At 50.1% G+C, this 24,188-nt stretch carries 23 protein-coding genes and 1 tRNA gene; 12 read left to right on the top strand and 12 right to left on the bottom strand.

The annotated features are described in order from the left end of the window. Positions 1-543 precede the first annotated feature (543 nt). Genes QZQ46_RS09595 through yedE form a run of 3 tightly spaced genes read right to left on the bottom strand, consistent with a single transcriptional unit; the run spans position 544 to position 2,094 of the window. Complete coding sequence (locus QZQ46_RS09595; protein ID WP_296829257.1) at positions 544-786, bottom strand: DUF3343 domain-containing protein; 243 nt, start codon at positions 784-786, stop codon at positions 544-546. 8 nt (positions 787-794) lie between these two features. Continuing rightward, complete coding sequence (locus QZQ46_RS09590; protein ID WP_296829254.1) at positions 795-1,004, bottom strand: sulfurtransferase TusA family protein; 210 nt, start codon at positions 1,002-1,004, stop codon at positions 795-797. A gap of 13 nt (positions 1,005-1,017) precedes the next feature. After that, positions 1,018-2,094, bottom strand: a complete 1,077-nt coding sequence (gene yedE / locus QZQ46_RS09585) for a YedE family putative selenium transporter (RefSeq protein WP_296829251.1) — start codon at positions 2,092-2,094, stop codon at positions 1,018-1,020. A gap of 340 nt (positions 2,095-2,434) precedes the next feature. Here yedE and QZQ46_RS09580 point away from each other — a divergent pair, with 340 nt between their 5' ends. Together QZQ46_RS09580 and QZQ46_RS09575 are read left to right on the top strand one after the other, a co-directional pair. Further along, a complete protein-coding gene (locus QZQ46_RS09580; RefSeq protein ID WP_296829248.1) occupies positions 2,435-3,583 on the top strand; it encodes an aminotransferase class V-fold PLP-dependent enzyme in 1,149 nt (382 codons plus the stop codon). A 307-nt stretch (positions 3,584-3,890) separates the two neighbouring features. Further along, entirely contained in the window at positions 3,891-4,850 is a 960-nt protein-coding gene (locus tag QZQ46_RS09575; RefSeq protein WP_296829245.1) for a 3-hydroxyacyl-CoA dehydrogenase family protein, read from the top strand. Between the two features lie 129 nt (positions 4,851-4,979). Here the strand turns inward: QZQ46_RS09575 and QZQ46_RS09570 are convergent. Next, positions 4,980-5,076, bottom strand: a tRNA-Sec gene (locus QZQ46_RS09570). Between the two features lie 114 nt (positions 5,077-5,190). Here QZQ46_RS09570 and QZQ46_RS09565 point away from each other — a divergent pair. Next, positions 5,191-6,303 (top strand): 4-hydroxybutyrate dehydrogenase, encoded by a 1,113-nt coding sequence (locus tag QZQ46_RS09565; RefSeq protein ID WP_296829242.1) that lies wholly within the window; start codon positions 5,191-5,193, stop codon positions 6,301-6,303. Between the two features lie 61 nt (positions 6,304-6,364). On the opposite strand, the gene QZQ46_RS09560 is transcribed toward QZQ46_RS09565, so the two are convergent. The 3 genes from QZQ46_RS09560 to QZQ46_RS09550 form a co-directional block, all read right to left on the bottom strand. Continuing rightward, positions 6,365-8,521 carry a PTS transporter subunit IIABC gene (locus QZQ46_RS09560; RefSeq protein WP_296829240.1) on the bottom strand — a complete coding sequence of 719 codons (2,157 nt, stop codon included), beginning with the start codon at positions 8,519-8,521 and terminating at the stop codon, positions 6,365-6,367. A gap of 260 nt (positions 8,522-8,781) precedes the next feature. Beyond that, on the bottom strand, positions 8,782-9,195 hold the full coding sequence (locus tag QZQ46_RS09555) for a flavodoxin (protein WP_296829237.1): 414 nt from the start codon (positions 9,193-9,195) through the stop codon (positions 8,782-8,784). A gap of 13 nt (positions 9,196-9,208) precedes the next feature. Then, entirely contained in the window at positions 9,209-9,766 is a 558-nt protein-coding gene (locus QZQ46_RS09550) for a DUF3793 family protein (RefSeq protein WP_296829235.1), read from the bottom strand. Positions 9,767-9,948: 182 nt separating this feature from the next. Between QZQ46_RS09550 and QZQ46_RS09545 the strand changes: the two genes are divergently transcribed. Genes QZQ46_RS09545 through QZQ46_RS09535 form a run of 3 tightly spaced genes read left to right on the top strand, consistent with a single transcriptional unit; the run spans position 9,949 to position 11,445 of the window. Continuing rightward, on the top strand, positions 9,949-10,347 hold the full coding sequence (locus QZQ46_RS09545) for a PaaI family thioesterase (protein WP_296829232.1): 399 nt from the start codon (positions 9,949-9,951) through the stop codon (positions 10,345-10,347). Positions 10,348-10,360: 13 nt separating this feature from the next. Further along, complete coding sequence (locus QZQ46_RS09540; RefSeq protein WP_296829229.1) at positions 10,361-11,005, top strand: lactate utilization protein; 645 nt, start codon at positions 10,361-10,363, stop codon at positions 11,003-11,005. 26 nt (positions 11,006-11,031) lie between these two features. Then, positions 11,032-11,445, top strand: coding sequence for a SoxR reducing system RseC family protein (locus QZQ46_RS09535; RefSeq protein WP_296829225.1), 414 nt, complete (start codon positions 11,032-11,034; stop codon positions 11,443-11,445). 78 nt (positions 11,446-11,523) lie between these two features. Here the strand turns inward: QZQ46_RS09535 and QZQ46_RS09530 are convergent, their stop codons facing one another. The 5 genes from QZQ46_RS09530 to thiS all read right to left on the bottom strand — a co-directional run bounded on the left by QZQ46_RS09530 (position 11,524) and on the right by thiS (position 15,071). Beyond that, positions 11,524-12,045, bottom strand: coding sequence for a cysteine hydrolase family protein (locus QZQ46_RS09530; RefSeq protein WP_296829222.1), 522 nt, complete (start codon positions 12,043-12,045; stop codon positions 11,524-11,526). A gap of 18 nt (positions 12,046-12,063) precedes the next feature. Beyond that, complete coding sequence (locus QZQ46_RS09525; RefSeq protein ID WP_296829220.1) at positions 12,064-12,654, bottom strand: thiamine phosphate synthase; 591 nt, start codon at positions 12,652-12,654, stop codon at positions 12,064-12,066. A 221-nt stretch (positions 12,655-12,875) separates the two neighbouring features. Continuing rightward, positions 12,876-14,042 carry a 2-iminoacetate synthase ThiH gene (gene thiH, locus QZQ46_RS09520; protein ID WP_296829217.1) on the bottom strand — a complete coding sequence of 389 codons (1,167 nt, stop codon included), beginning with the start codon at positions 14,040-14,042 and terminating at the stop codon, positions 12,876-12,878. A 12-nt stretch (positions 14,043-14,054) separates the two neighbouring features. Continuing rightward, positions 14,055-14,825 (bottom strand): thiazole synthase, encoded by a 771-nt coding sequence (locus QZQ46_RS09515; RefSeq protein ID WP_065360995.1) that lies wholly within the window; start codon positions 14,823-14,825, stop codon positions 14,055-14,057. Between the two features lie 51 nt (positions 14,826-14,876). Then, positions 14,877-15,071, bottom strand: a complete 195-nt coding sequence (gene thiS, locus QZQ46_RS09510) for a sulfur carrier protein ThiS (protein ID WP_296829214.1) — start codon at positions 15,069-15,071, stop codon at positions 14,877-14,879. 257 nt (positions 15,072-15,328) lie between these two features. On the opposite strand from thiS, the gene QZQ46_RS09505 reads away from it, so the two are divergent. From QZQ46_RS09505 to QZQ46_RS09480, 6 genes are all read left to right on the top strand, one after another. Further along, a complete protein-coding gene (locus QZQ46_RS09505) occupies positions 15,329-16,600 on the top strand; it encodes a hexokinase (protein WP_296829211.1) in 1,272 nt (423 codons plus the stop codon). A 147-nt stretch (positions 16,601-16,747) separates the two neighbouring features. Further along, positions 16,748-18,145, top strand: a complete 1,398-nt coding sequence (locus QZQ46_RS09500; protein ID WP_308566158.1) for a PLP-dependent aminotransferase family protein — start codon at positions 16,748-16,750, stop codon at positions 18,143-18,145. 2 nt (positions 18,146-18,147) lie between these two features. Further along, positions 18,148-19,413, top strand: a complete 1,266-nt coding sequence (locus QZQ46_RS09495) for a DNA repair exonuclease (RefSeq protein ID WP_296829204.1) — start codon at positions 18,148-18,150, stop codon at positions 19,411-19,413. 4 nt (positions 19,414-19,417) lie between these two features. Next, on the top strand, positions 19,418-22,411 hold the full coding sequence (locus tag QZQ46_RS09490) for an AAA family ATPase (RefSeq protein ID WP_296829202.1): 2,994 nt from the start codon (positions 19,418-19,420) through the stop codon (positions 22,409-22,411). Positions 22,412-22,495: 84 nt separating this feature from the next. Then, positions 22,496-23,218 carry a transposase gene (locus QZQ46_RS09485; RefSeq protein ID WP_296829200.1) on the top strand — a complete coding sequence of 241 codons (723 nt, stop codon included), beginning with the start codon at positions 22,496-22,498 and terminating at the stop codon, positions 23,216-23,218. Continuing rightward, on the top strand, positions 23,188-24,117 hold the full coding sequence (locus QZQ46_RS09480) for an IS3 family transposase (protein ID WP_308566169.1): 930 nt from the start codon (positions 23,188-23,190) through the stop codon (positions 24,115-24,117). The genes QZQ46_RS09485 and QZQ46_RS09480 overlap by 31 nt, the downstream gene beginning before the upstream one ends. The last annotated feature ends 71 nt before the right edge of the window (positions 24,118-24,188 follow it).

Genomic DNA, 24,188 nt, shown 5'->3' with positions numbered 1-24,188 from the left:
ACCTCGTAGCCGGCGCTAACATCGCTGGTTTCGAACGTGTTGCTGATGCAATGCTTGCTCAAGGTGTTTTCTAAAATAGGGAATATCGTATTTTGAAGGAAGAGAATTAGCTTTCTGTTACTTGGTACAAACTTTATACCAGTCATAATACAAAAAAGGATGCTCTATGGAGTATCCTTTTTTGTATTAGTGGCTACATTTTTTATCGTAAGTTAAGATCTTTCGGAAAATGTGTTTTGAAATTCCAATTCAGCCGCACTTGATAGGGGAAGGTATTTGTTTAGCAACGAATAAAAAACGTTGGATAAGGGCTGATTTGAAATGGACTGGAAATTTATTCGCTGGTATTTATATGTTTTTTTGTCCAGCATCAGTAAAATGGAGATAGTGGATCTTATTGCAGGTATGGATTGTTCATCGATGTTCTGCTTGTGTTCATAATAGGGAGAGGGGGCAGGCATATGTTTAATAACTTGGAGAGTAGTTTTTCCTAGTTAAAGAGAATACCGGCCTTATTCAAGGCCGGTATTCTCGCTTTTGATTTTATTCCGATTTAAATACGGTTATATAGCCCGCCTCTGTTTCTTTTACGATTTGTTCGACTTCATGGCTTTCGTCAATGGTGAAGGTCAGGTCATGGGGGCCTTCAAAGCGGACGCAGGTTCCGCATGATGCGCTTAGTGAGCGCGGGACCGGCATCATTCTTTTTTCGGTAATACTTTCGGGGAGGGTATTACCGAAACGGATTGCTCCGAAGTGGGAGTAAAATAAGGCGACGTAGTACATGGCTTTCACTACTTCCGTGTAATTTTTAGGAGAAAATCGTCTCCTTGTTCGGTCGATTCTACGGCATATCCCTGATGGGTGACGAAACGAGTGATGTTTTCAAGGGCAGCGTGGTTGTCTACCAGTACTTCACAGGTTTTTTCGTCACTCTGTCGTTCCAAGGCTTTTTTTACCATAATAACCGGTTCCGGGCAGGAATAACCTCTGGCATCTATCATCATGTGACTCACCTCAATTCATAGCTCTCTTTTGATAAAAGGTATTTACGACGGCAATAATCAATACGACAATCAGGCCGATGATGACGCCGTATTTACCGTTCATGGTCGGGCCGTTTCCGGAAGCTGCCAAGGCAAAATTATGGGCAAAGGCAGCGCCTGCAGCAAGGCCCAGGAAGGTAACGGCCGAGTCGGTATTTCCTTCACCGGTCAATATAAGCTGACGCATGGGGCAGCCCCCGAGGAGGGCGCAGCCGAAACCGGCTAAGAGCATGCCTAAAAAGTTCCACAGTCCGTCGGAATGAGCGATGGGTTGTCCGGTGAAGCCGGGGTGGAAGTTTCCGACTGTCAAGTTTACGGCAAAGGCGGCGACTAAAAGCGCGATAAAGCCGAGCAATAATTTGGTTTCACGGAATAAGATGAAATCACGGATTCCGCCGACCATGCAAAAGCGGGTATACTGTGCTAAAGCTCCGACGATAAGTCCGGCTCCCAAGGAAATCCAGACGGCAGCATGCTTAGCTCCGGGACCGTTTCCGGCAGGTGTAAAGAGAATGAAGGCCGGTGCGAGAATCAATAATAGTAACATGACGATTTGAACGGCAGGCATAATAAAGCCGTCAAGTTTTGTTTGGGTATAGGTCCTCTTTAAGGTATAGCCGCGATTTAAGAAAAATACGCCGGCACCGATCCCGGCTGCAAATCCGGCAAGGCCGATTAAGGCGTTCCAGTCACCGCCGGCAATACGAAGAATCATTCGGAAGGGGCATCCTAAAAACATCAGGCAGCCTATCATGACGAAAAATCCCAAAATGAAGCGGGTAATTGGCGAAGAACCGCCGCGTGAACTGTGCTCATGGCGAATTAAAGAAAGAATGAATGATCCCAGCAACAGGCCGATGATTTCCGGACGGATATACTGAACGGCACTCGCCCGGTGCAGCCCCAAGCCTCCGACGGTATCGCGGATAAAGCACGCGATACAGAAACCCATGTTGGCCGGATTGCCGGCAACTACTAAAAGACCGGCAATCAGCCCGATGATGAGTCCTGAAATGATGATTGCAATTTTTTCCCTTTCTAAACTCATTTCACTACCTCTTAATAATTAATTTGACTTTCGAATCGGCGGCCCTCATAATTAATTATTAGGGCTAATAATTAATTTGATTGTACCATGGAATCCAGAAAAAGTAAATTATTTCACATATAAATAAAAATTGTTGTTTCTTGACGGCCAAGCAACGGGTGAATCTTTGATAAGGGCCGACTGCCACTGGTTGCGAGACTGGATTTTCCTCGGTATACTAACAGATAAATATATCATTTTATCTAAGGGAAACAGGCAGAGAAATGGAAAATCCAAACTTTTTTGATGCTTGAGAAGGTAAGCCGGGTTAGTGAGTTATTTTTTCTAAAGGGAGATCATTATGAACAAAATTTATATGGATAATGCTTGTACATCCTTTCCCAAACCGCCTTCAGTCGCGGCAGCTGTCGGAGATTTTATTGCAAATCACGGAGTCAATATCAACCGCGGTTCCTATGGTCCCGCTTATGAGATGGAGAATGTTGTATACCAGACGCGCTTAGCTTTGAGTCGCCTGTTTGGCTATCCTGACTGTAAAAATGTTATCTTTACCGCCAATATTACGACGAGTTTAAATATGGTTTTAAAAGGGCTGCTGCGTCCGGGGGATCACGTCTTGGTATCGTCTGTGGAACACAATGCCGTCATGCGCCCTTTGGTTCAGCTGACTCGTGAAGGTGTCTCTTTTGACCGAATTCCCTGCACGAAGCAAGGCGAGTTGTGCTTACACGAAGCGGCATCAATGGTTCGTCCCCATACCAAGGCGGTTATTATGACTCATGCCTCTAACGTCTGTGGGACGGTCATGCCTTTGGCGGAAGTCGGAACCTTTTGCCGCCGCCATGGTCTTATGTTTATTGTCGACAGTGCTCAAACTGCAGGAGTTCTGCCGATTCATATGGAGGATATGCATATCGATGCCCTTTGCTTTACCGGCCATAAAGGGCTGCTCGGCCCTCAGGGCATCGGAGGCTTTGTTGTCACCGACGAGCTGGCGGCTCGTATGCAGCCTCTTATTAGCGGGGGAACGGGAAGTTTATCTCATAGTGAAGACGTTCCTGACTTTTTACCGGATAAGTTTGAAGCAGGAACGTTAAATCTGCCGGGGATTGTAGGCCTTCACGCCTCGCTGGCCTATTTATGGGAGGTGGGAATTACAAAAATACATACTAAGGAAATCGAATTGACCAGACGCTTTTTAGATGGCCTTAGCACGATTCCCGACCTGTCTGTTGCAGGGGAACAAGATACTGCGCAGCGAGTGGCCGTCGTCTCTGTTTCCTCCGGCAGTAAGGATAACGCACAGGTTGCTTTTGAGCTGGAAAATCAATATGGCATATTGACGCGTGTCGGCCTGCATTGTGCACCATGGGCCCATAAAACATTGAAGACCTTTCCTGCAGGGACGATCCGTTTTTCCTTTAGCCACTATAATACGGATGAAGACGTTGACCAGGCCATTGCCGCCTTAAAAGCGATTTGTAAATAGGGAGCGATTTTTGTATCATCTGCTTTCCGTTTTTAGGTATCTTTCGAATCTTGAAAAAGAGGCCCTTTTGAGGTGTCGAGGAAATCTCTATAAATTCTATAAAGGGACGACCAGCCTTCGGTGCAGATGTTATGCTGCCTTCGTGTAGTGCAGCTATGATTTTGGCAGTGTTTCACTCATCTTTATGTTGAGATTTACAGGCCGGTCCTTTATTATTATACATATAAGGCCGGTAAGATGGTTGGTGTCCGGTTCTGATCGATTCTGCCCCATTCACCGGCATATCACAGCGAACGGGAGATACGATATGAGACAAGTAAACGAGATTAAACGGATTTGCAATTTAGGCTGCGGCACCATGGGTTTTGGCACGGCCATTGACTTTGCCCGTCATGGCTATGAAGTAAACATGTTTGGCCGCAGGGATGCCAGTATTGAACGGGCGATGCGGAATATTCGGGCGACGCTGGCCATCATGAAGGCCAATGCTTTACTGAGCTATGCGGAAGAAACGGCCCTGCTGCAGCGCATCCACGGCGTTACGACCATTGAAGAGGCCGCCCGTGATGCCGATTTTGTCATCGAATCGGTCGCCGAAGATATGGCCGTTAAACAACAGGTGTATCGGGAATTAGAAGGATACCTTCCGGCAGACGTCATTTTTGCGACAGATTCGTCAGGCTTTTCGCCGACGGAAGTATCGTCGGTCCTGGACCATCCGGAACGGTTTGTCGTTGCCCATTTTTGGAATCCGCCTCACCTCATGCCCTTGGTAGAAGTCGTTCCCGGTGAAAAGACGAGTCAAGAAACGGTGGATATTACGTGGCAGCTCATGGAGAAAATCGGGAAAAAGCCGGCGGCCCTCTTAAAAGAAGCGCCCGGCTTTGTCGGCAACCGTCTGCAGTTTGCCCTCCTTCGCGAAGCCCTTCATTGTGTGCAGGACGGGATTGCCACGGCAGAAACGGTCGATTTTATCTGTAAATACGGTATCGGCCGAAGGCTCGGCGTCACCGGCCCCTTGGAGACAGCCGACCTTGGCGGTCTCGACGTCTTCTACAATATTTCAGCCTATCTGAATGCCGACTTAGCTGACGATAAGGACGGTTCGCCTGTCTTGAAGCAATGCGTCGACGCGGGAAGACTCGGAGCTAAATCGGGTACCGGCCTTTATCCCTGGACTCCTGACGAATTGGAACACATCGAGACGACGCGGGAAGAAGTCCTCATTGAATGGCTGAAAAAAGATAAATCCGGTCAAAATTTCTGACCGTTATATACTCATTTCCTTCAAAAAAGCCCCTTTCCGGTTTGTATCCGAAAAGGGGCTGCTTTGCCTGTTTATACTGTTTGTAATCGGCGTACTGGCGGGGACTACCCGGTGCGGCAGTCGTGATTATGGCGGGAAAGTGTGGGAATCGAACCCACCTGAGAAGCTGTTAACCCCTCATGCTGGTTTTGAAGACCAGAGGGAACACCAGAACCCGTCCTTCCCCATAATAGGTATATTATATCACGGATGGCATGGAGCTGATACTGTTGAAAAACGCTTTGTATTTTTGCTACACTGTAGATAATAGCTATGCTGTTTTTGAAAGGAGTCTGTTCGAATGATTGAATTACAGCTTAAACCTACGATTTACTCTTATGATACGTGCCGGGACTTTGCTTCTGATCTTCAACTGGGGGCAGGGGACCTGATTATTACCAATGAGTATATTTTTGAACCGAATTTTAAAGCCTTGGACCTTCCCTGCCACGTCCTTTTTCAGGAAAAATACGGCAGCGGCGAGCCGTCTGATGAGATGGCTGAGGCCATTTATCGGGATATCCCCGGCGATGTATCGCGCATCATCGGCATCGGCGGCGGTACGGTCATGGACCTCTGCAAGCTGTTTGTATTGAAAAAAGTCAGCCCCATCCTCGACCTCTTCGATGGCAAGACGGCCATTGAAAAGGAGAAGGAACTCATCTTGGTACCGACGACGTGCGGTACGGGAAGTGAAGTCACCAACGTTTCGGTCATGGCCCTCATCAGCCGTCACACGAAAAAGGGGATTGCTAATGACGCCCTCTACGCCGACAAGGCCGTCCTCATTTCCCAGCTTCTGCAGACCCTTCCTTTTCCTGTCTTTGCGACGAGCTCCATCGATGCCTTGGTTCATGCTGTCGAATCGGCACTGTCGCCTGATTCCAGTGCCAGCTTCCGCGTCTTCAGCTATCAGGCCATTGAACGCATTCTCAGCGGATATTTACAGATCCGCGACCACGGGCCGGAAGCCAGAATTCCTTTGATGAAGGATTTCCTCCTGGCCAGTACCTGGGCCGGCATCGCCTTCAGTGTTCCCGGCTGTGCCGCCGTTCACGCCATGAGCTATCCCTTAGGGGCCAACTATCACGTGCCTCACGGTGAATCGAATTACGCCATGTTTACGGGCGTTATGAAACGATATATGACGATTAAGTCGGATGGGGAAATTGCCAGGCTGAATGCCTTTATTGCGTCTATCTTAGGCTGTGATGCCGACGTCGTTTACGATGAACTGGAAAAGCTGCTCAACGTCATCCTGCCGAAGAAGGCCCTTCATGAATATGGCGTTAAAGAGGAAGAACTGGCTGATTTTGCCAAATCGGTCATGGAAAATCAGGGCCGGTTGATGGCACATAATTTCGTTCCCTTGTCCTACGACGACGTTTACGAAATCTATAAAGAACTCTATTAATGGCATAAAAAATGTGATGCTCCTGGAGGGGCATCACATTTTTTATATTTTAGAAATTATCTTAGAAGTAAACGGCTTGTTCGCCGGCTTTTACCTTGCCGTTTGCAGCGAGGTATACTTCAGGGACTTGGTCGGTGTCGGTGAAGATGCACAGGCAGGCATCGGAAGGCGCGTTGGCTTTGATGTATTCATCATCAAATTTCATCAGTTTATCACCTTTTTTGACTTCCTGGCCGTTTTCGACGAAGACTTTGAAGCCTTTACCTTCGAGGTTGACCGTGTCAATTCCGATGTGAAGCAAGTATTCAACTCCGTCAGCCGTAGTCATGCCCAAGGCATGCTTAGTGTCGAAGACGAAGGTGACCGTGCTGTCTTCCGGAGCATAAACTACGCCGTCTTCGGGATATACGAAGAATCCGTCGCCGGTCATTTTGCCGGCAAAGGCTTCATCCGGTGCTTCCGTAATGGGGTGGAGGGTTCCCGTGAAGGGCGAGTTGAAATAGCGTTTTTCAGCATCCGATTTCTTGGGAGCGTCTTCTTTTTTCGCTTCCTGAACCGGTTCTGCCTGCGGAGCGGCTTCGATGGGGCCGTCATTCGGATTGGTTGCCAAGTAATTTTCTAAATTGGACTTGATGACGGCAACCTGCGGGCCGTAGACGACCTGGACGCCGGTGCCTTTTTTGATGACGCCGACGGCGCCGGTAGCCTTTAAGGCTGCGTCATTTACCAGACTGGAATCAGCGACGGAGCAGCGGAGGCGTGTGGCGCAGGCGTCGACAGCGGTGATGTTCTGACTGCCGCCGAGGGCCTGGGAAATGGCTTGGCTGACGACGTCGGTCGATGTGCCGTCACTGCCTTCTTTTGCCGAAGCATTGCGGGCTTTGACGTCGGCTTTGGTGTAGAGTTTCGTTTCTACTTCGTCGTCTTCACGGCCCGGCGTCTTTAAGTTAAAGCGCTTGATGAGGAAGGTGAAGATGAAGTAGTACAGGAAGAAGTAGATGATGCCGACGGGGATGATGTACATCCAGCTCGTCTTGGCTTCACCCTGAAGTATCCCGAAGATGAAGAGGTCCAAGAGGCCGCCTGAGAAGGTCAGGCCGACGGCGATGTTCAGGATGTGGGCGATCATGTAAGCGGCACCGGCCAGGATAACCTGGACGTAGAACAGCATCGGTGCGACGAAGAGGAAGGAGAATTCAATCGGTTCCGTGATGCCCGTGAACATGGACGTCAAGGCTGCCGACAGGAGCAGGCCGCCGGCGACTTTTTTCTTTTCCGGTTTTGCCGTGCGGTACATAGCAAGGGCAGCGCCGGGGAGACCGAAGATCATGAAGATGAATTCACCGGAGAAGTACCGGGTAGCATCTGCGCTGAAATGGGCGACGTTGGGCGATGCCAGCTGGGCAAAGAAGATGTTCTGGCCGCCCTGGATGAGCTTGCCGTCGATCATCATGGAGCCGCCGACGCCGGTCTGCCAGAAGGGCAGGTAGAAGACGTGGTGCAGGCCGAAGGGAATGAGGGCACGTTTGATGATACCGAAGATAAGGGTCCCGATATAGCCCGTGCCGGTTACCAAACCGCCGAGGGCGAAGATGCCGTTCTGGACGACAGGCCAAATGAAGTACATGGCAATGCCGACGAACATGTAGACAACTGTCGAGATGATGGGAACGAAGCGAGAACCGCCGAAGAAGGATAAAGCGTCGGGCAGTACGATCTTATGATAGCGGTTGTGCAGGTAAGCGACGCCGATACCGACGATGATGCCGCCGAAGACGCCTTCCTGGAGGGACATGATGCCGTTGATGTTGGCAATGGTCCCTTCGAGAACGTCCGGGGAAACGGTGTTGTCGGCAAGGACCTTACCCGTCAACTTCAAAACGGAACTCGTCGATGCGTGCATGACGAAAAAGGCGATCATGGCCGATAAGGCAGCGACCTCTTTTTCTTGTTTTGCCATGCCGATGGCAACGCCGACGGCAAAGATGATCGGCAAGTTGCCGAAGATGATGTTGCCGGCATCACTCATGATGGTGAGCAGGGAATGAAGCAGAGTCTCATCACCGAGAATGTTTTCCAATCCATAAGTCTGGATCGTCGTAGCATTAGTGAAAGATGCGCCGATACCGAGAAGCAGACCGGCGATAGGAAGAATGGCTACAGGCAGCATGAAGCTGCGACCGACAGCCTGTAAAATAGTAAAGACCTGGTCTCTCATGCAATAAAGCCTCCTTTAAAAATAAAAAATAATAATGAATGTCATACGTCATTATTGTAACATAGCCGGAGAGAATGAGTACCATGAAAGTAAAGAATGACTGTATCTATATCGCATGGATACTTGATAAAAACGTATAAAATTGGGATCAAAAACGGTCCCGATATTAAAGCGATGAGCGCTCATGAGAAAAGGGACCGCATACTGTGTCAGGTATGCAGTCCCTTTTCCTAGAGGAGAATGAATATGAAGTTTAAAACTTATGCCTTAGCGGCAAGTTCACCCAATTCTTTGCATTCGGGAGCATTATCAGGTGTTTCGTTGACAATAGCCGTTCCGATGATGGTGGCGCCAGCGTCTTCGGTACGCTGTTTCCAATTATCCATCCATTCGCCGGAACCCCAGCCGTAAGAGCCAAAGAGGCCGACTTTCTTGCCTTTTAATTTGGGAGTGAGGTCTGTAACGAACGGTTCGACAATGGAGTCTTCCAGTTCTTCAGCACCCATGGCCGGGCAGCCAAGCAAAATAACGTCTTTGCCGGCTACGTCATCGACGGTTGTATCCTCAAAGCGGACCGATTCTACATCTGCACCGGCAGCTTTTACAGCTGCTTCGATTTCATTTGCCATTGCTTCCGTATTACCTGTTCCACTCCAATATACGATTTCTACCATGATTAAATCCTCCTTATGCTACGATGAGCGATTCTAATGTTGTCCCAACTGCAAAGCGATTTAAATAATCCTGTCGGCAGCAGGTATAGCGCTGGAAGGTGCGGGCTGCGGCGTGGACATCGCCGTAGACCTTCCATTCACCACAGAGTTTGGCATGGTTTCCCCGATTGGCAATGAATCCGCAGACATCTTCTAGGGGATAGCCGAGAAAGATGCCTGCTTCGTGAGGAAAGCAGCCGTCTTCTGCAAAACGCGACGCAAGGCGGTCTAAAAATGCCGATATATCTTGACTGCCTGCATACCCGAATTGCTGCAAGAATGAAGAAATATCTCGCCGCTGTATGTACTCCAAGACCTTATTCGGCCGGTATACATACAGCAAGGTGCGCTTAGGACAGGCATACAAAATGCGAAAATATAACCCTTTAGCGTTATATTTATGATTGTAATTTTCAATTAATTCGTCGTATGTGTGATCGCCTTCAAGCCGAGGAAGACAGAGAAGGGATGCCTGTTTAAGTCCGGCTAGTGTTGGCGAACAGTGATTAATTAGCACACAATCGAGATTCATATCGGTATGCCCTCCTTTCGCTTTGTTGCCTTTAGTATAGTGTATTTGAAATCGATTGTCAATATAAATATGATAACCATTTTCGAATAAATAAACTTTTCTTAGATTGTGTATTTGTTCACGAGACTTGCCAAATCAAATATAGTATAATAAAAGAACATTGAAGTAGAGGAGGGTGTGTTATGGAAGGCACTGATGCTGCGAATCATTGTTTTGGCTGCGGGCGCGATAACCCAATCGGCCTGAAACTGGATATGCATATAGAAGACGGCCGTTGTGTCGCTTATTTTACGCCGAAGGCTGAGCATGAAAGCTATGGCGACCGCATGCACGGCGGTCTGACCAGCACCTTGCTGGATGAAGTCATGGGCGATTATGTCTTTCGTACAGAAGGGAAACCGGCTTACACGGCTCGGCTTCAAATCCGCTTTCGCAGTCCCATCCGCATCGGCGAAACGATTAAAGTCGAAGGCTGGCCTGAAGTCCACCGTCGTCGCTTATTCATCATGAAAGGGCGCATAACCCATGCCGACGGCACGCCAGCTGCCGAAGCTACGGCAGAATTAATGCTGGCTAAGTGAGGAGGTTTTTACTATGGATAGAACTGATATGATGCACCGTATGTACGACATTAAAGGACCCTTAGTGGCTAAAAAATTTGAAGCCCGCGGCTTTGAAGCCGTATACTGTCCGACTGTAGAGGAGGCTTTGAAACAGGCTGTTTCTTACATTCCGGAAACGGATGTCGTCTCTTGGGGCGGCTCGGCTTCGATCAATGAAATCGGCCTGCGTCCTTATGTCTTGGAACACAATCAGGTCATCGACCGCGATTCGGCTAAGACGCCGGAAGAACGGGTCGAATTGATGCGCAAGGCCCTGCTCTGCGATACTTTCATTATGGGGACCAACGCGGCCATTCAAGACGGCCAGCTCATCAATATCGACGGCAACGGCAACCGCGTGGCAGCTCTTTGCTATGGCCCGAAACAGGTCATCGTCATCGTCGGTATGAATAAAGTCGTTTCGACGGTTGAAATCGGCATTGAACGGGCCCATACGGTCGCATCGCCGCAGAATATCGGCCGCTTCCCGAATGTTGGCACGCCTTGTGCGAAAACGGGCATGTGTGCACACTGCACGAATCAGGAAAGCATTTGCGCCCAAGTCGTTCGGACCCGGGTCTGTAAGCCTCAGGGCCGTATCAAAGTCATCTTAGTTGGAGAAAATCTGGGCTTCTAAGCCTTTATCATCGAGGGGAGATTTGTATGAGAACGGGAACAGGTGTTATCGAAGAAATTTGTGCCGACGGCTTGGTCAAGATCCAGACCAACCGCAGCAATCTGTACTCGCCGTGCAGTGACAGCATGTGCGCTGACAACGTCGTTATCGACGCGGTCAATCCCATTGGTGCCAAGAAGGGCCAGTTTGTGCAGTTTAATATTCCCGATGCCGGCATGGGGGTCAAGGGCATCGTCTGTTTCGGCGTGCCGCTGCTGCTCATCATCGTCTGCGGCATCATCGGCTACGTCTTAGGCGGCCAGGTTAAGGCGACGCCGGAAATGACGGCCTTTGCCGGCATGATCATTGGCGGCATCATCGGCTGCCTTATTCTGAAAGGCTACGAAAGGAAGATCAATAACAATCAAAACAAGGCGACGATTACGGGCATCATCTCGTGATTTCGCCGGTCTCCGTCCGTTAACGGGGACGTAAAAAAGGCTGCACATCCTGTGATGTGCAGCCTTTTACGTATGAACTTATAGGATATCGATTTGACAGCGCTCCATGACCTTTAAGGCCATTTCGTGAGCTTCCGGCGTAGAGCCGGCGCAGCAGGAGCTGTCGACGACGATTTCTTTTTCCGGATAATGCGCTTTCAATAAGATGGCATTGGAAATGACACAAATATCGGTACAAAGCCCCATGAGGACGAGTCGGTCATAATCTTTGACTTCATCGACCAGGGCCGGGCAGCCGAAGGACGGTTTTTCGAAGATCTCCGCCATTAGGGTGTAAGGCAGGAGCTGTTTGCAGATGCGCCAGCCCCGCGTATCCTTGATGCAGTGGGCGATGGGGAGTTTCTGACCTTCCCGGGTCTCCCGATAGTCGCTGCCGTGAGTATCCTGCGTGAAAATCAGATCCGTTTCTTGGTCCGTATCTTTTTTGCTGGCAACGATTTTTGCTTCGACACGAGGCACGATGGCTTGAGCCTCAGGCGTGCCTAAGGAGCCGTCGATAAAATCATTTTGCATGTCGATGATGATATATGCTTGAGTCATACAGCCCTCCCGTATTCTTTAGGAACGAAGTTCTTTCAAGTATTCCGGGACATCCGGGCAGGTCATGAGACCTGACATCAGGGCGACACCTGCAACCTGGGCGTCCTGAAGCTGGGATACCGTCGTGGGGTTTACGCCGCCTAAGGCGTAGACGGGAATGTTTACGGCGTTGCAGATGGCCTTTACCGTGTCGACGCCGATCGGATTATCCGAGGGCTTGCAGTCTGTCGGGAAGACGTGGCTGGCCATGATATAAGTGGCACCCAGTTCTTCGGCGCGGACGGCTTCTTCGACGGTATGGACGGAAACGCCGAGGGTTGTCATATAGTAGAGCAGGGAAGAATGACTTTCCAGATATGACAAGGAACATTGGAAACGAGGAATGTGAAGTCGAATGGCGACTTTGCCAAAATGTTGAAGGATACACGTTTTTTGGTGAATGCTGCAGAGACGAAGTGCTCGTTTAGCATAGTCCGTGTAGTCATCTTCTGAAAGAGTTTTTTCACGAAGGACGATGAAGTCTACGTCGGAGGCAGCAATCTGTTCGAGCTGGTCCCAGTAGTTTGTCGCCGCGAGTTCGTGGTTTGTAATTGCAGCTACTTTTAACACAATTTATCACCTTGAATATTAGAGTATTTTATACTACAAATATACAGGAATCTCATACTAACGTCAATGATTATACCAATAGCATATAATGGAAGCCCCGTATGAGTAAAACGCTTTAGAACATGCGGGTTTACGACAAAAACAGGTCGGGGTGGATTAGGTCCTGACCTGTTTTTGTCGTAGTTCTATATAGGAAAAATTTAGTGGATTAGCAGTAAGTATTACAAATAAATATACTCGCTCGTAAGGGGCTGGAGGCCCATGTTTTTGATGTCGGCATACATCTGATCGAAGGAACGGCCGTCGGTGATTTCAAACTGTTCATCACCCATTTCCGAACCGTCCTGATGGAGGTGGCCGCCGATGCCGACGCAGACGCTGGCCGATACTTTGGTGGCTGCGATCTTCATGATGGCATTGCGGAAGGACGCGCTTTCACGGCTCGATACGACGATGTTGGCGTAGGGCATGAACAAGCGGTAGGCGCAGATGATCTGCGTCAGTTTCCGTTCGTCGACGTCCTTCGGGTTGATCTTATCGTTATTGATGATCGGGCAGAGACGCGGACAGGACAGGGAAATTTCAGCGTGAGGATACTTGCGCTGCATGAGCCAGGCGTGCATGCCGGTTGCCAGGGCGTCTTTCTGGTAGTCGTCGAGGCCTAAGAGGGCTGCGAAGCCGACGCCGCGCATGCCGCCGAGAATCGCCCGTTCCTGGGAATAGAAGCGGTACGGGAAGATTCGTTTATGGCCGGCCAGGTGGAGTGTTTCATATTTGTCGGAATTGTACGTTTCCTGGAAAACGGTGACGTAATCGGCGCCGCATTCGTGGAGGTACGTATAGTCCTTGGTGTTGGTCGGGTAGATTTCCATGTTGATGACCCGGAAGTACTGGCGGGCGATTTTGACGGCGTTGCCGATGTACTTGATATCGCTCATCTTCGGGCTTTCGCCGGTCAGCATGATGACTTCTTCGATGCCCGAGTCGGCGATGTTTTTGCATTCCTGGTGAAGTTCTTCGTCGTTCAGACGGGCCCGTTTAATTTTGTTGTGCGAGTTGAAGCCACAGTAGATGCAGTGGTTGTCGCAGTAGTTGGCAAAATAAATCGGCGTCATGATGGAAATGTTGTTGCCGAAGTGACGCCGCGTAACCAAATGGGCTTTTTGCGCCATTTCTTCGAGGAAGGGAGCGGCTGCCGTCGATAAGAGGGCCATGAAGTCCCGCGGTTCTAAGCGTTCCTTCGATAAGGCCATGCGGACGTCTCTATCGGTAAAGTCTTCATTATGGAAGGAGTCGTGCATGGCGACGACTTGGTCGAGCATGTCGGAATCGAGGATTTCCATGCCCGGCAGGTAGGTCATATGGTCGATACGTTTTTCTTCTGTCATGATTGCGCCTCCTTAGGCTCCTAAGAAACCGGTAAGCGGATCGGACGCAGAGGCCGTTTCACGGATGCGGCCGAGGCCAGAGAGGTAGGCGTTGCGGCCGGCGCGAATGGCTTCGCCGAAGGCTTTTGCCATGAGGGGCAGGTCGCCTGCCGTTGCGATAGCTGTGTTGGCCATGATGGCAGCAGCACCCATTTCCATGGCTTCACAAGCCTGGGACGGACGGCCGATACCGGCATCGACGATGATGGGCAGGTCAACTTCATCGATGAGGATTTGGATAAAGTCTTTCGTCGACAAGCCTTTATTGGTGCCAATCGGAGATGCCAAGGGCATGATGGCAGCGGCACCGGCGTCGACGAGGGCCCGGGCTGCATAGAGGTCGGGATACATGTACGGCAGGACGACGAAGCCTTCTTTTGCTAAGATTTCCGTAGCTTTGATCGTTTCGTTGTTGTCGGGCAGGAGGTATTTAGAGTCGCGCATGACTTCGATTTTGATGAAGTCGCCGCAGCCGATTTCCCGCGATAAACGGGCGATGCGGACGGCTTCTTCAGCCGTTCTGGCACTGGACGTATTGGGCAGCAAAGTGACGTCTTTGGGGATGAAATCCAAGATGTTGTCTTTTTCACCGGCTTCGACGCGGCGCAGGGCCATGGTGACGATTTGTGCGGCGCCTTGTTCGACTGCCGCCTTGATGAGGTCGACAGAGAACTTGCCGGAGCCTAAGATGAAACGGGACGTGAATTCATGGCCGCCAAGGACCAGTGTATCTTTCTTTTCCATTGGGAGACACTCCTTTTATATTGTGTAGGGTTACTGCTTTGTCATGAGGGTTTAGCCCCCGCCGACGAAGTGGACGATTTCCATGGAATCGCCGTCTTTTAAGGTCACCGTGTCGTAGGCTTTGCGCGGTACGATGGTGCCGTTCAGTTCAATTGCGATGCGGTCCGTGCGGTAAGCCTGGTCGGTAAGATAGGCCAGCAGGTTCTGTCCGTCTGCTGCGATGTCCTTGCCGTTGATTCGTATCATGATGGCCCTCCTTTCTGTGCATTAAAAAAAGGCCGCACGAAGACTTACACCCAAGGTGGTGTACCCCTTCGTGCGACCTTTTGTTTCGGTCTCACTCTGCTTTTGATTATAGCCTATTGGCCGAAAAAGTCAACCGTTTTATGCAAATCAGTACCAATCGATATGACTGTCTGAGATTGAAAAAAGGGGGCGGACTGGCGGCACGACTGGTATCATAGTATAATAAAATTATAAACTCACGAGAGGTGATGACTGCCATGAATGAACGGATGGATTGGACGGATATTGCCCGTTATTTTTATTTGCCTGATGAACGGCTGCAAGCAATTTCCCGCGATTTTTCGGCGGATATTGAACGGGCCTTGGCCGGAGAGGCCGGGGCGACGGTGTCGGCTGAAAAATCCTATGCATCCCTGCCGGAGGGGGATGAAGCGGGTGTCTTTTTGGCTCTTGATTTTGGAGGCACTAATGTGAGGGCCTCGCGGATTCGCCTCTTGGGACGGCATTGTTATATCATCGAAAAAATGGTATCCCGACCACTGAAGGTGGAGGGTGAGTACGATTACCTGTCATCTTCGACGACGGCAGTAGAACTATTTGATTTTTTAGCCCGCCTCGTCGGCCGCGTTGCCCGGCGTGACCGGGCTTATCGATTGGGGCATGCTTTTTCCTTTGCCTTGGAGCGGACCGGAATCGAAGACGGCCGCCTGGTGTCGTGGTCTAAGGAAGTCGCCGTTTCCGGGGTAGAAGGCGAGAACATCAATGCCTTATTAAAAGCGGCCCTCGTGCGCCAAGGGCTCAGTGAGATAGAGCCCGTTGCCATCGTCAATGATACGACGGCCCTCTTATTATCGGCAGCGTATACCAAGGATAAGGTGCGCATCGGCATGGTCTGCGGGACTGGATTTAATGCCTGTTATTATGAGCCGGAATGGAAGATGATCGTCAACTTAGAGGCCGGCGATTATAACGGCGTTACCGGTCATCGCTGGGATGAGGCCGTCGATGCCGGTTCGGCTCAGCCGGGGCTGCATAAATTGGAAAAGATGATGAGCGGGGCCTATGCGTCCGAAATCTTTCGGCAGACCCTGTTGTCCTATTTTGACATAAAAGAACTGCCTTCGTTTACGACGGAGGCGATGCATGACATTATTCGCAACGCTGACGATGAGCAGGGGCGGCTTACGATGGGAAAACTGTGGAACCGCATCGTTCCCCTTGAAGACGTGCGTCCCGTAAGGCATATCGGCGCGGCTATTTTTGTTCGGTCCGCCCAGCTGGCAGGCGCCGTCGGCTGCGGTATCCTGCGCCATCTGTATAAAGAACTGCCCATTCCCAGTCAGACGATCGCCATTGAAGGCAGCGTCTTAAAACATGTCCGCGGCGCCTTGGTCATGATGGAAGATGCCATGCAGGCCTGCCAAAATGAAGGTTCTGAGCGGGAAAAACAGATTTCTGTCGATCCTGTTCTGGTTCAAGACGGGGTTTCTGTCGGAGCCGCCATTGCAGCTGCCATGAGCATAAAATAGTTTTTATAAGAAAATATGCGATTTTGCAGAGGAATCAACGGTCATCCCCTTTTCAGGCGGCCTGTTTTTCGGTACAATATAGTATTACAGAGGCAACTATAGACATGGCAACGCCAAAGAGGGGAGAAGGGCCTTAGGCCGGACGCAATGCTGCAACTCGACAAATCTATCAGCAAACCATTTTATGTGCAAATTTATGAATATTATCGTCAGGAAATCGAATCGAGCCGCATGGTAGCCGGCATGCGGCTCGATTCCGTGCGTGATTTGGCACAGGCGGCGGGCATCAGCAAGATGACCGTAGAAAAGGCCTACTATCAGTTGGCCAGTGAAGGATATATCCTGCGCCGCCACAAAGCCAGGTATGAAGTGGCCTCCCTTGGCCGGCGCGATCAGGTGCCGGACGCGGACCGCCAAAAAGTCGTGCAGGAAATCGTCCGTCGACCGGTATATGACTACGATTTTGCCAGCGGCGACATGGCTTTGGAACGATTTCCCCTCGATATTTGGCGAAAGTACATGAACCGGGTTTTGTCAGAACCTGACCGCTTGTTGGCGGCCAATGACGATCAGGGCGTCCCTGATCTGCGCCGGGCTTTGAGCCGCTATGTCTATGAAACGCGCGGTGTCCATGCCTCACCTTCACAAATCATCATTGGCGCCGGTACGATTTCCCTCTTGGGCATACTGACCCATTTGCTGCGCCATAAATACGACTGCATCGGTGTTGAAGAGCCCGGTTTCAGACTGGGCCGGGAAATCTTCCGCAACAGCGGCTATCCGATTGTTCCCATCCCGATTTGCGATGGCCTTCTTCAAGTGGACGAGCTGGAGAAAAGCAAGGTTCGCCTGGTCTATGTCAGCCCGTCTCATCAATTCCCGACGGGGACGGTCATGCCGGCAGGTGTTCGCCATCGTCTGCTCCAGTGGGCGGAAGGGACAGACGGACTCATCATCGAAGACGATTATGACAGTGAGCTGCGCTATTACGGTCGGCCTGTGCCGGCCCTTCAGGGATTGGACCGCAGCGGCCGCGTCATCTATATGGGGGCCTTGTCGAAAGTGCTGCCCTTTTTTGTCCGCCTGAGCTATATGGTGCTTCCGCCGGAACTCATGCCCTTGTACAATGAACAGCGAAGCCTCTTTCGTCAAGGCGCTTCCGTTCCCGAGCAGTGTGTTCTGGCCGAATATATCGAGAGCGGCGAGCTTTCGCGTCAAGTCCGCCGGCTGCGCAAGGATTACCAGGAAAAAGGCGAACTTTTGCGTCAGCTCCTGATGGACGCCTTTGGCCGGGAAATCGTCGTCGGCCAACTCGTTTCCGGCATCTATTGCCACGTCCGCCTGCACAGCTCCCTGTCAGAAGCGGACCTGCTGAAAAAGGCGGAAAAACAAGGCTGCCGCGTCTTGTCGATGCAGTCTTTTTATGAAACACCCTCACAGGAAACAGATAAAGAGTTTCTCCTGTCATTTTCAAAAATTCCCAGCTGTAAGCTCCGTGATGCCGTTGCGGCCCTGCATGCAGCATGGTCAGAGAAGGAAGGATAGTAATGGCGAAAAATTTACGGTTTATTCAATGCGGTGATCTTCATTTAGGCAGCCCGTTCCATAACCTGGCCGCCATTGATGATCGGTGGCAGCGCATCATCGGCAAAGCCCCGGTCCGGGCCTTTCAAAAAATCGTACAGCTGGCTATCGATAAACAAGTTCACGCCGTCCTGATTACAGGCGACGTCTATACCAGTGCCAATCACAACCTGACGGCGCAGCTCGACTATGTGCGGCTTCTCCATAAATTGGCTCAGCATCAGATACAGGTCTTTGCCGTCCTCGGCAATCACGATCCGCTCGAGGCCTGGAAGGCGAAAATCCCTTTCCCGCCTAATGTCCACATCTTTTCGGCAGAAGCCGTTGAACGGGTACCTCTGGTCGTTGAAGGAGAAGAAGCGGCGGCCGTTTATGGCCAGAGTTATGCCAAAGGGGAACAGCGGGAAAATCTGGCCTGGAAGTTTAACCGAGCTGCCGGCGATAAGTTTTCCATTGGCATGCTTCATACCCAGGTCGGGAGCCGGGAATCGACATACGCTCCGTGTACCCTTGACGACTTAAAAGAATGCGGTATGGATTATTGGGCCCTGGGACACATCCATAAGCACGAGATTTTATGTGAAAAGCCCTATATCGTCTATGCCGGCAATCCCCAGGGGCTGGACTGCACGGAAAGCGGGCCTCGGGGCTGCTATTATGTCGAAGTCGGTCCTTATGGGACGACGGATATCGAATTTATCGACACCAGTATCGTCCGTTGGGAAAGCATCGACATTGCCATTGACGGCCTCGAATCGGTATCGGAGCTCCGCGGTGCCGTGCGCTTTGCCAAGGAAAAAGTGCGCCGTGACATCGGCAAGCCGACTTTCCTGACCGTCAACTTTACAGGCAGCGGCAGTATGTATCACGTCATCAACAACCCGGAAGCGACACAGTACTGGCTGGAAAGCTGGCGTGAAGAAGAGCAGGGGAAATATGCCTTCGTCATGGTCGAACGGCTGCGCAACCTGGCCCGTCCGAAAATAAACATGGATGAGCGGAGTAAACTGCCTGATTCTGTTGGCGATTATTTAAATGTTTTCGAAAACTTAGAAAAAATGGAGCCTGCTGAAAAGGCTAAGGCCTTGCGGGATATCCTCATGAATCGGCCTGAGTTCGAACGTCTCGGGGCATACGGGCGGGCTATTTCCGATGATCGCCTGCTGGAAAACTTTGAAAAAGCCAAGTGGCTGGGCATGCAGCGCTTGCTGGAACATAGAAGAGGATAATGTCATGAAGATTATACAGATGAAATTAGCTGATTTCGGGATTTATCATGGTGTCAAATGGAATCCCCCTGAAAAGGGGCTGATTGTCATGCACGGCCGGAATGAAAGCGGGAAAACGACCCTCATGAAGTATGTCCGCTCCATGTTCTTCGGCTACTTGCGGGGCGATTGGCACGGCTATTTCGGCAGCATGGATATCCGCCGGGAAGACGGAAAAGAATATAAGATCGTCCGCAATGAAAAAGAATACACCTTATCGGACGGTGAGGAAAAACTGCAGGAAGAACCGGCCGATTTGTGGTGGCACGGTCTGGACCGTCAGACTTACGACAAGATTTTTGCCATGGGGTTGGAAGATCTTCAAGGCTTTAAAATCCTGTCCAATGAAGCTGTCCGCAATCATTTTTTCAGCATTGAAGGCGGCGTCGCCATGGGCTTGGCCCGCAGTGAAGTCGCTAAAGAGATGGGTGAGCTCCTGGTCGCCTCTCCGCAGGGGAAAAAGCCCATCAATGCCCTCCTCAATGAGCAGAAGGACTTCGACCGCCAGATCAGCAGCTTGGCCTACGATGAAGATGAATTTGCCAATTTGCAGGAAACGGAACGGACGACTCATGAAATCGAAAACCGCATCCGCCTCGATATTGAAGAATCAAAGCAGCAGATAGAACAGATTTCCATGCCCATTGCGGCTTGGGATGTCTATAAACGCGGCCAGGATGCCCTGCAGCATATGCAGAATTTGGCTGACGTATCCCAATTTCCCATGGATGGCGCTCAAAAATGGGCCGACATGGACCAAAAGATCAAGGAAATCGACGAACAGATTAAGCACTTGAAAGAAATGAACCAAAAGGGACCGGCCTTTCAGGAATCATGGAATCGCTGGCTCGTCTGCGGCCCTCAAATCGACGATATTTACCGAAATATTCCGGCTTGGAAGCAGGGCTTGGCCGACTTAAAAGACCATGAAGATAAGGAAATCGACTGGGATTTTGAAAAAAATAAACAGGCCGAAATCCTGAAAGGCTGGACTGTTACCGGCGAAATCCCGGATGCCGTCGACTGGCCCCGCGGCATGGCTGCCGCTTCTGCGCTGGAACACAGCCGCCAGGAAATGGAAAAATGGCAGGCTGCCCAGCCTAAGAATGTAGCTTCTCCGGAACCGGAGGCAGAAGATACGGAAAAGACGAAAGACGAATGGAATACCGTCGGAACGGCAGTGGCTGCTATACAGACGGCGGTCACGGAACGGCAGACTCTGCAGGAACAGCTCGATTGGCTGAAAAATGGGGCTACCGGGCCGTCGAAAGCCTTTACTGTCATCGGCGTCCTCTTTCTCTTAGCGGCTGCGGCCTGTGTCGCTGCCGTCTATTTGGCAGACTTTGATTCGACCCTTGGTCTTGGCGCCGGTGCGGCCTGTGCCGTCATTTCCGTCATTTCCCTGGCCCGTCAAAAAACGGGGGCTGATCGGATTCCCCGAAAAATTGCGGAAATAGAAGGCCAATTAGGTGAGCTCGAAGAAAAAATCGCCAATCTTTCCAAAGATGCTGAAATTACCTTAGATGTCACGGCTGCCAATGAAAAGTGGCAGCAGGAACTGGACGGCGTTCGCAAGCAATATATGGACTGGCAGACGAGGGAGTCCAAGAATGCCTGGCAGAAAGAGCAAAAGGTGATGTACGACGCTATCTATGAAACTTGGCAGGAAGAAGGCAATACCTGCAAGAAAAAACTCTTAGCCAGTGAAACGGCTTGGGAAGGCTGGCGTGATCAATCGGGCTTTACGAAACTGGAAACGGCCGATATGGCGAAAGCCAAGGAAGCCTGGGACATCTGGAAACAGGTGACGACGGCCTCGTCTGATTGGAAACAGCGCAAGCTTGACGTAAACAGCTCCATTTCCCGCTGGAACGATACGGCGGAACAGATTTTCCGCGAAGTCGGCGTTAAAAAGCCTGCCTCGCCTGATGAAGCGGAAGCCGTATATAAACAATGGCAGGAAATCCGCGTTCAGGCTGAAGTTGCCAAAGAACAGGATCGGCAGCAAAAAGAGCGGGAAGCTCAAATCGAAAGCCTGTCGGAAGAACGGGAACATAAAGTTCAGATGCAGGGGGAACTGCTTCGTGCTGCCGGAGCTAAGACCGAAGCGGAATTCCGCAGTAAATTATTGAAGTTCCGTCAATTCCACCAGTATAAAGAAGTCTATGACCAGACCGAGGCCCATATTCGTCTCATTGCCAAGAATCCGAAGAAGTTGTCGGAACTGCGCCATGAGTTGAAGATACACACGCTCAAGAATTGGACGGACGAACGCGATTACTACCAGAAAAAAATCGCCGATGCCGAAAAGAAACTGGCCGAAGTTGCTGAAAAACGGGGCAGTATCATCGAACGCCTGAGTCAGATGGCCAAGAGCGACGAATACGGAAAACTCCTGCAGACCCAGCAGAACCGCAAGGCCGATTTGGACCGTCATGTCGATGACTGGTTGACCTACATGTATACCCAGTATATGCTCGAACAGGCTCAGGATTACTATGAACGAGTCCGTCAGCCCATCGTCATCCGTGAAGCCGGAGACTATCTGAATCTCATGACTCAGGGCCGCTATACCCTTCAGGCAAGCCTCGACGGCAAGCAGCTCTTTGCCGTCGACGGCACTTCGCGCCGCATTCCGGAAAAACAGTGGAGCAGCGGCTTAGGCGATCAGATTTACCTCGCTATCCGTGTCAGCCTGGCGATGGCTTTCTCTCGGCAGATCGAGCCGATGCCGCTGATCCTCGACGACATCTTAGTTCGCTTTGATGAACAACGCCAAAAAGAAGCCATTCACTTCTTAGCAGCCTTGGGCAAAAAAGAACAGATCTTCCTGTTCACCTGCTCGGCAGCGACCCAAAAAGTGGCTCAGGAAGTTCAGAAAGAACTTTCCGGGGAAACCGATACGATTCACATTTTTGAAATCGAAAAAGGAACGATTCAGCCGCAAACGGCTTCGTAGCAGCTGTTTTCAGACTGTAAATAGGTATATTGGCGGTAAAAAAGAAGGCTTTCCATGATATGATATGCTCCCCTTTAGGTAGACATGAGAAATAATAAAATCTCATGCTACTTAAAGGGGAGTATTTTTAATGCGAAAAACAAAGATATCCGCCAAGAGAAATTGCATACCGTCAAAAACATCCTCCATGGGGTAGAATCTACCCATGAGGCTGCCAAACGTCTGTCCGTTACCCCTCCTTCTGTCAGAGCTTGGATTGGTAGTTATAAAGGGAATGGGATAGATGCCTTTACACACACAAAGAACAACCACTATTCCCATGAATGTAAGGCTCAGGCGGTAACCGCTTATCTGAATCAGGAAGGTTCTCTAGCTGTTATCTGCCAAAGATTTGGTTTGAGATCATCAACACAACTACGCACATGGATTAAGCGGTATAATAGTCATGAGGAGCTGAAAGCTTCCGGAACAGGAGGATTTTCTATCATGACGAAAGGCCGAAAAACAACATTTGATGAGCGAGTTGAAATTGTTCAGTATTGTATTGCCCATGACCATAATTACGCAGAAACTGCGGTAACGTACGATGTTTCCTACCAACAGGCACGCAGCTATACGCTGAAATACGAGGCCGGTGGTCTCGATGCTTTACAAGATAATCGCGGAAAAAGAAAACCTGAAGACAAACTTACGGAAGTAGAAAGATTGCGTGCCGAACTCAAGTTGGAAAGAGCTAAGCGAAAGCAAGCCGAAATGGAGATTTCTTTCTTAAAAAAATTGGACGAAATAGAGAGGAGGCGGGACTGAGCCGACTGAAAAAACTTCATATTTATTTAGCCATTAAGGAAGAACACGAAGAGCATCACTATCCCATTTCAGCCTTATGCAAATTAGGAAGAGTGACCAGAGCCGCTTATTACAAATGGCTTCATCGCCGCCTGCCTGCAAACGAGCAAGAAAACAGACTGGCTGCCGAAAGAATAGAAGAAATTCACCGGGCTTATCCGGACAAAGGCTACCGTCGGATTCGAGACGATATGGAACGGTATTACGGCATGCACCTCAATGATAAACGAGTACTCCGGATTTGTCGTGAAGAAAACATCAAATCTACCATTAAGTATCGCAGCGACGGATGTACTCGTCGAGCTTCAACGCCGCAATTTATAGCAGAAAATCTTCTTCAGAGAGACTTTACGGCGACGGCCCCTAATGAAAAATGGTTGACCGATGTTACCGAATTTAAGTATTATCTTGAAAATGAAGTTCATAAAATATATCTGAGTGCCATCCTTGATCTGTATGATCGAAGAATTGTCTCTTTCGTAATTCGTGACAGAAATGACAATGCTTTAGTATTCGATACCTTCGAACAAGCCGTCGCTTCTAATCCAGAAGCCCATCCGCTGTTTCATAGCGACCGAGGCTTTCAATATACCAACAGAAGTTTCCATGCTAAATTGAAGACCGCTGGGATGATACAAAGCATGTCTCGCGTAGGAAAATGTATCGATAATGGTCCTATGGAAGGATTTTGGGGCATCTTAAAGAGAGAACGTTACTATGGCCATCGTTTCACAGAGAGAGAAACACTGATTAGAGCGATAGAAGAATATATGGAATACTACAATACTAAACGATTACAGAGAAAGCTGGGAGTCTTGACCCCCATGGAAAAGCATGCCAGCTATTGGTTGGCAGCATAAAAAACTGCCACCGGAAATGAACCGACCCCCTAAAGTTGGACCAAAAATCTAACTTTAGGGGGTTAGTTTTA

The sequence above is a fragment of the uncultured Megasphaera sp. genome (assembly GCF_900539295.1).
Taxonomy (GTDB): Bacteria; Bacillota; Negativicutes; order Veillonellales; family Megasphaeraceae; genus Megasphaera.
This window is presented reverse-complemented; position numbering and strand designations above follow the sequence as displayed.

Bases quoted from the DNA above. Each gene is read 5' to 3' on its own strand.
- QZQ46_RS09535 (WP_296829225.1), top strand. From the start codon at position 11,032: ATGAGAACGGGAACAGGTGTTATCGAAGAAATTTGTGCCGACGGCTTG.
- QZQ46_RS09515 (WP_065360995.1), bottom strand. From the start codon at position 14,825: ATGGAAAAGAAAGATACACTGGTCCTTGGCGGCCATGAATTCACGTCC.
- QZQ46_RS09485 (WP_296829200.1), top strand. From the start codon at position 22,496: ATGAGAAATAATAAAATCTCATGCTACTTAAAGGGGAGTATTTTTAAT.
- thiH (WP_296829217.1), bottom strand. From the start codon at position 14,042: ATGACAGAAGAAAAACGTATCGACCATATGACCTACCTGCCGGGCATG.
- QZQ46_RS09595 (WP_296829257.1), bottom strand. From the start codon at position 786: ATGTACTACGTCGCCTTATTTTACTCCCACTTCGGAGCAATCCGTTTC.
- QZQ46_RS09560 (WP_296829240.1), bottom strand. From the start codon at position 8,521: ATGAGAGACCAGGTCTTTACTATTTTACAGGCTGTCGGTCGCAGCTTC.
- QZQ46_RS09530 (WP_296829222.1), bottom strand. From the start codon at position 12,045: ATGACTCAAGCATATATCATCATCGACATGCAAAATGATTTTATCGAC.
- QZQ46_RS09505 (WP_296829211.1), top strand. From the start codon at position 15,329: ATGAATGAACGGATGGATTGGACGGATATTGCCCGTTATTTTTATTTG.
- QZQ46_RS09575 (WP_296829245.1), top strand. From the start codon at position 3,891: ATGAGACAAGTAAACGAGATTAAACGGATTTGCAATTTAGGCTGCGGC.
- QZQ46_RS09500 (WP_308566158.1), top strand. From the start codon at position 16,748: ATGCTGCAACTCGACAAATCTATCAGCAAACCATTTTATGTGCAAATT.
- QZQ46_RS09490 (WP_296829202.1), top strand. From the start codon at position 19,418: ATGAAGATTATACAGATGAAATTAGCTGATTTCGGGATTTATCATGGT.
- yedE (WP_296829251.1), bottom strand. From the start codon at position 2,094: ATGAGTTTAGAAAGGGAAAAAATTGCAATCATCATTTCAGGACTCATC.
- QZQ46_RS09545 (WP_296829232.1), top strand. From the start codon at position 9,949: ATGGAAGGCACTGATGCTGCGAATCATTGTTTTGGCTGCGGGCGCGAT.
- QZQ46_RS09495 (WP_296829204.1), top strand. From the start codon at position 18,148: ATGGCGAAAAATTTACGGTTTATTCAATGCGGTGATCTTCATTTAGGC.
- thiS (WP_296829214.1), bottom strand. From the start codon at position 15,071: ATGATACGAATCAACGGCAAGGACATCGCAGCAGACGGACAGAACCTG.
- QZQ46_RS09580 (WP_296829248.1), top strand. From the start codon at position 2,435: ATGAACAAAATTTATATGGATAATGCTTGTACATCCTTTCCCAAACCG.
- QZQ46_RS09540 (WP_296829229.1), top strand. From the start codon at position 10,361: ATGGATAGAACTGATATGATGCACCGTATGTACGACATTAAAGGACCC.
- QZQ46_RS09565 (WP_296829242.1), top strand. From the start codon at position 5,191: ATGATTGAATTACAGCTTAAACCTACGATTTACTCTTATGATACGTGC.
- QZQ46_RS09555 (WP_296829237.1), bottom strand. From the start codon at position 9,195: ATGGTAGAAATCGTATATTGGAGTGGAACAGGTAATACGGAAGCAATG.
- QZQ46_RS09590 (WP_296829254.1), bottom strand. From the start codon at position 1,004: ATGATAGATGCCAGAGGTTATTCCTGCCCGGAACCGGTTATTATGGTA.
- QZQ46_RS09550 (WP_296829235.1), bottom strand. From the start codon at position 9,766: ATGAATCTCGATTGTGTGCTAATTAATCACTGTTCGCCAACACTAGCC.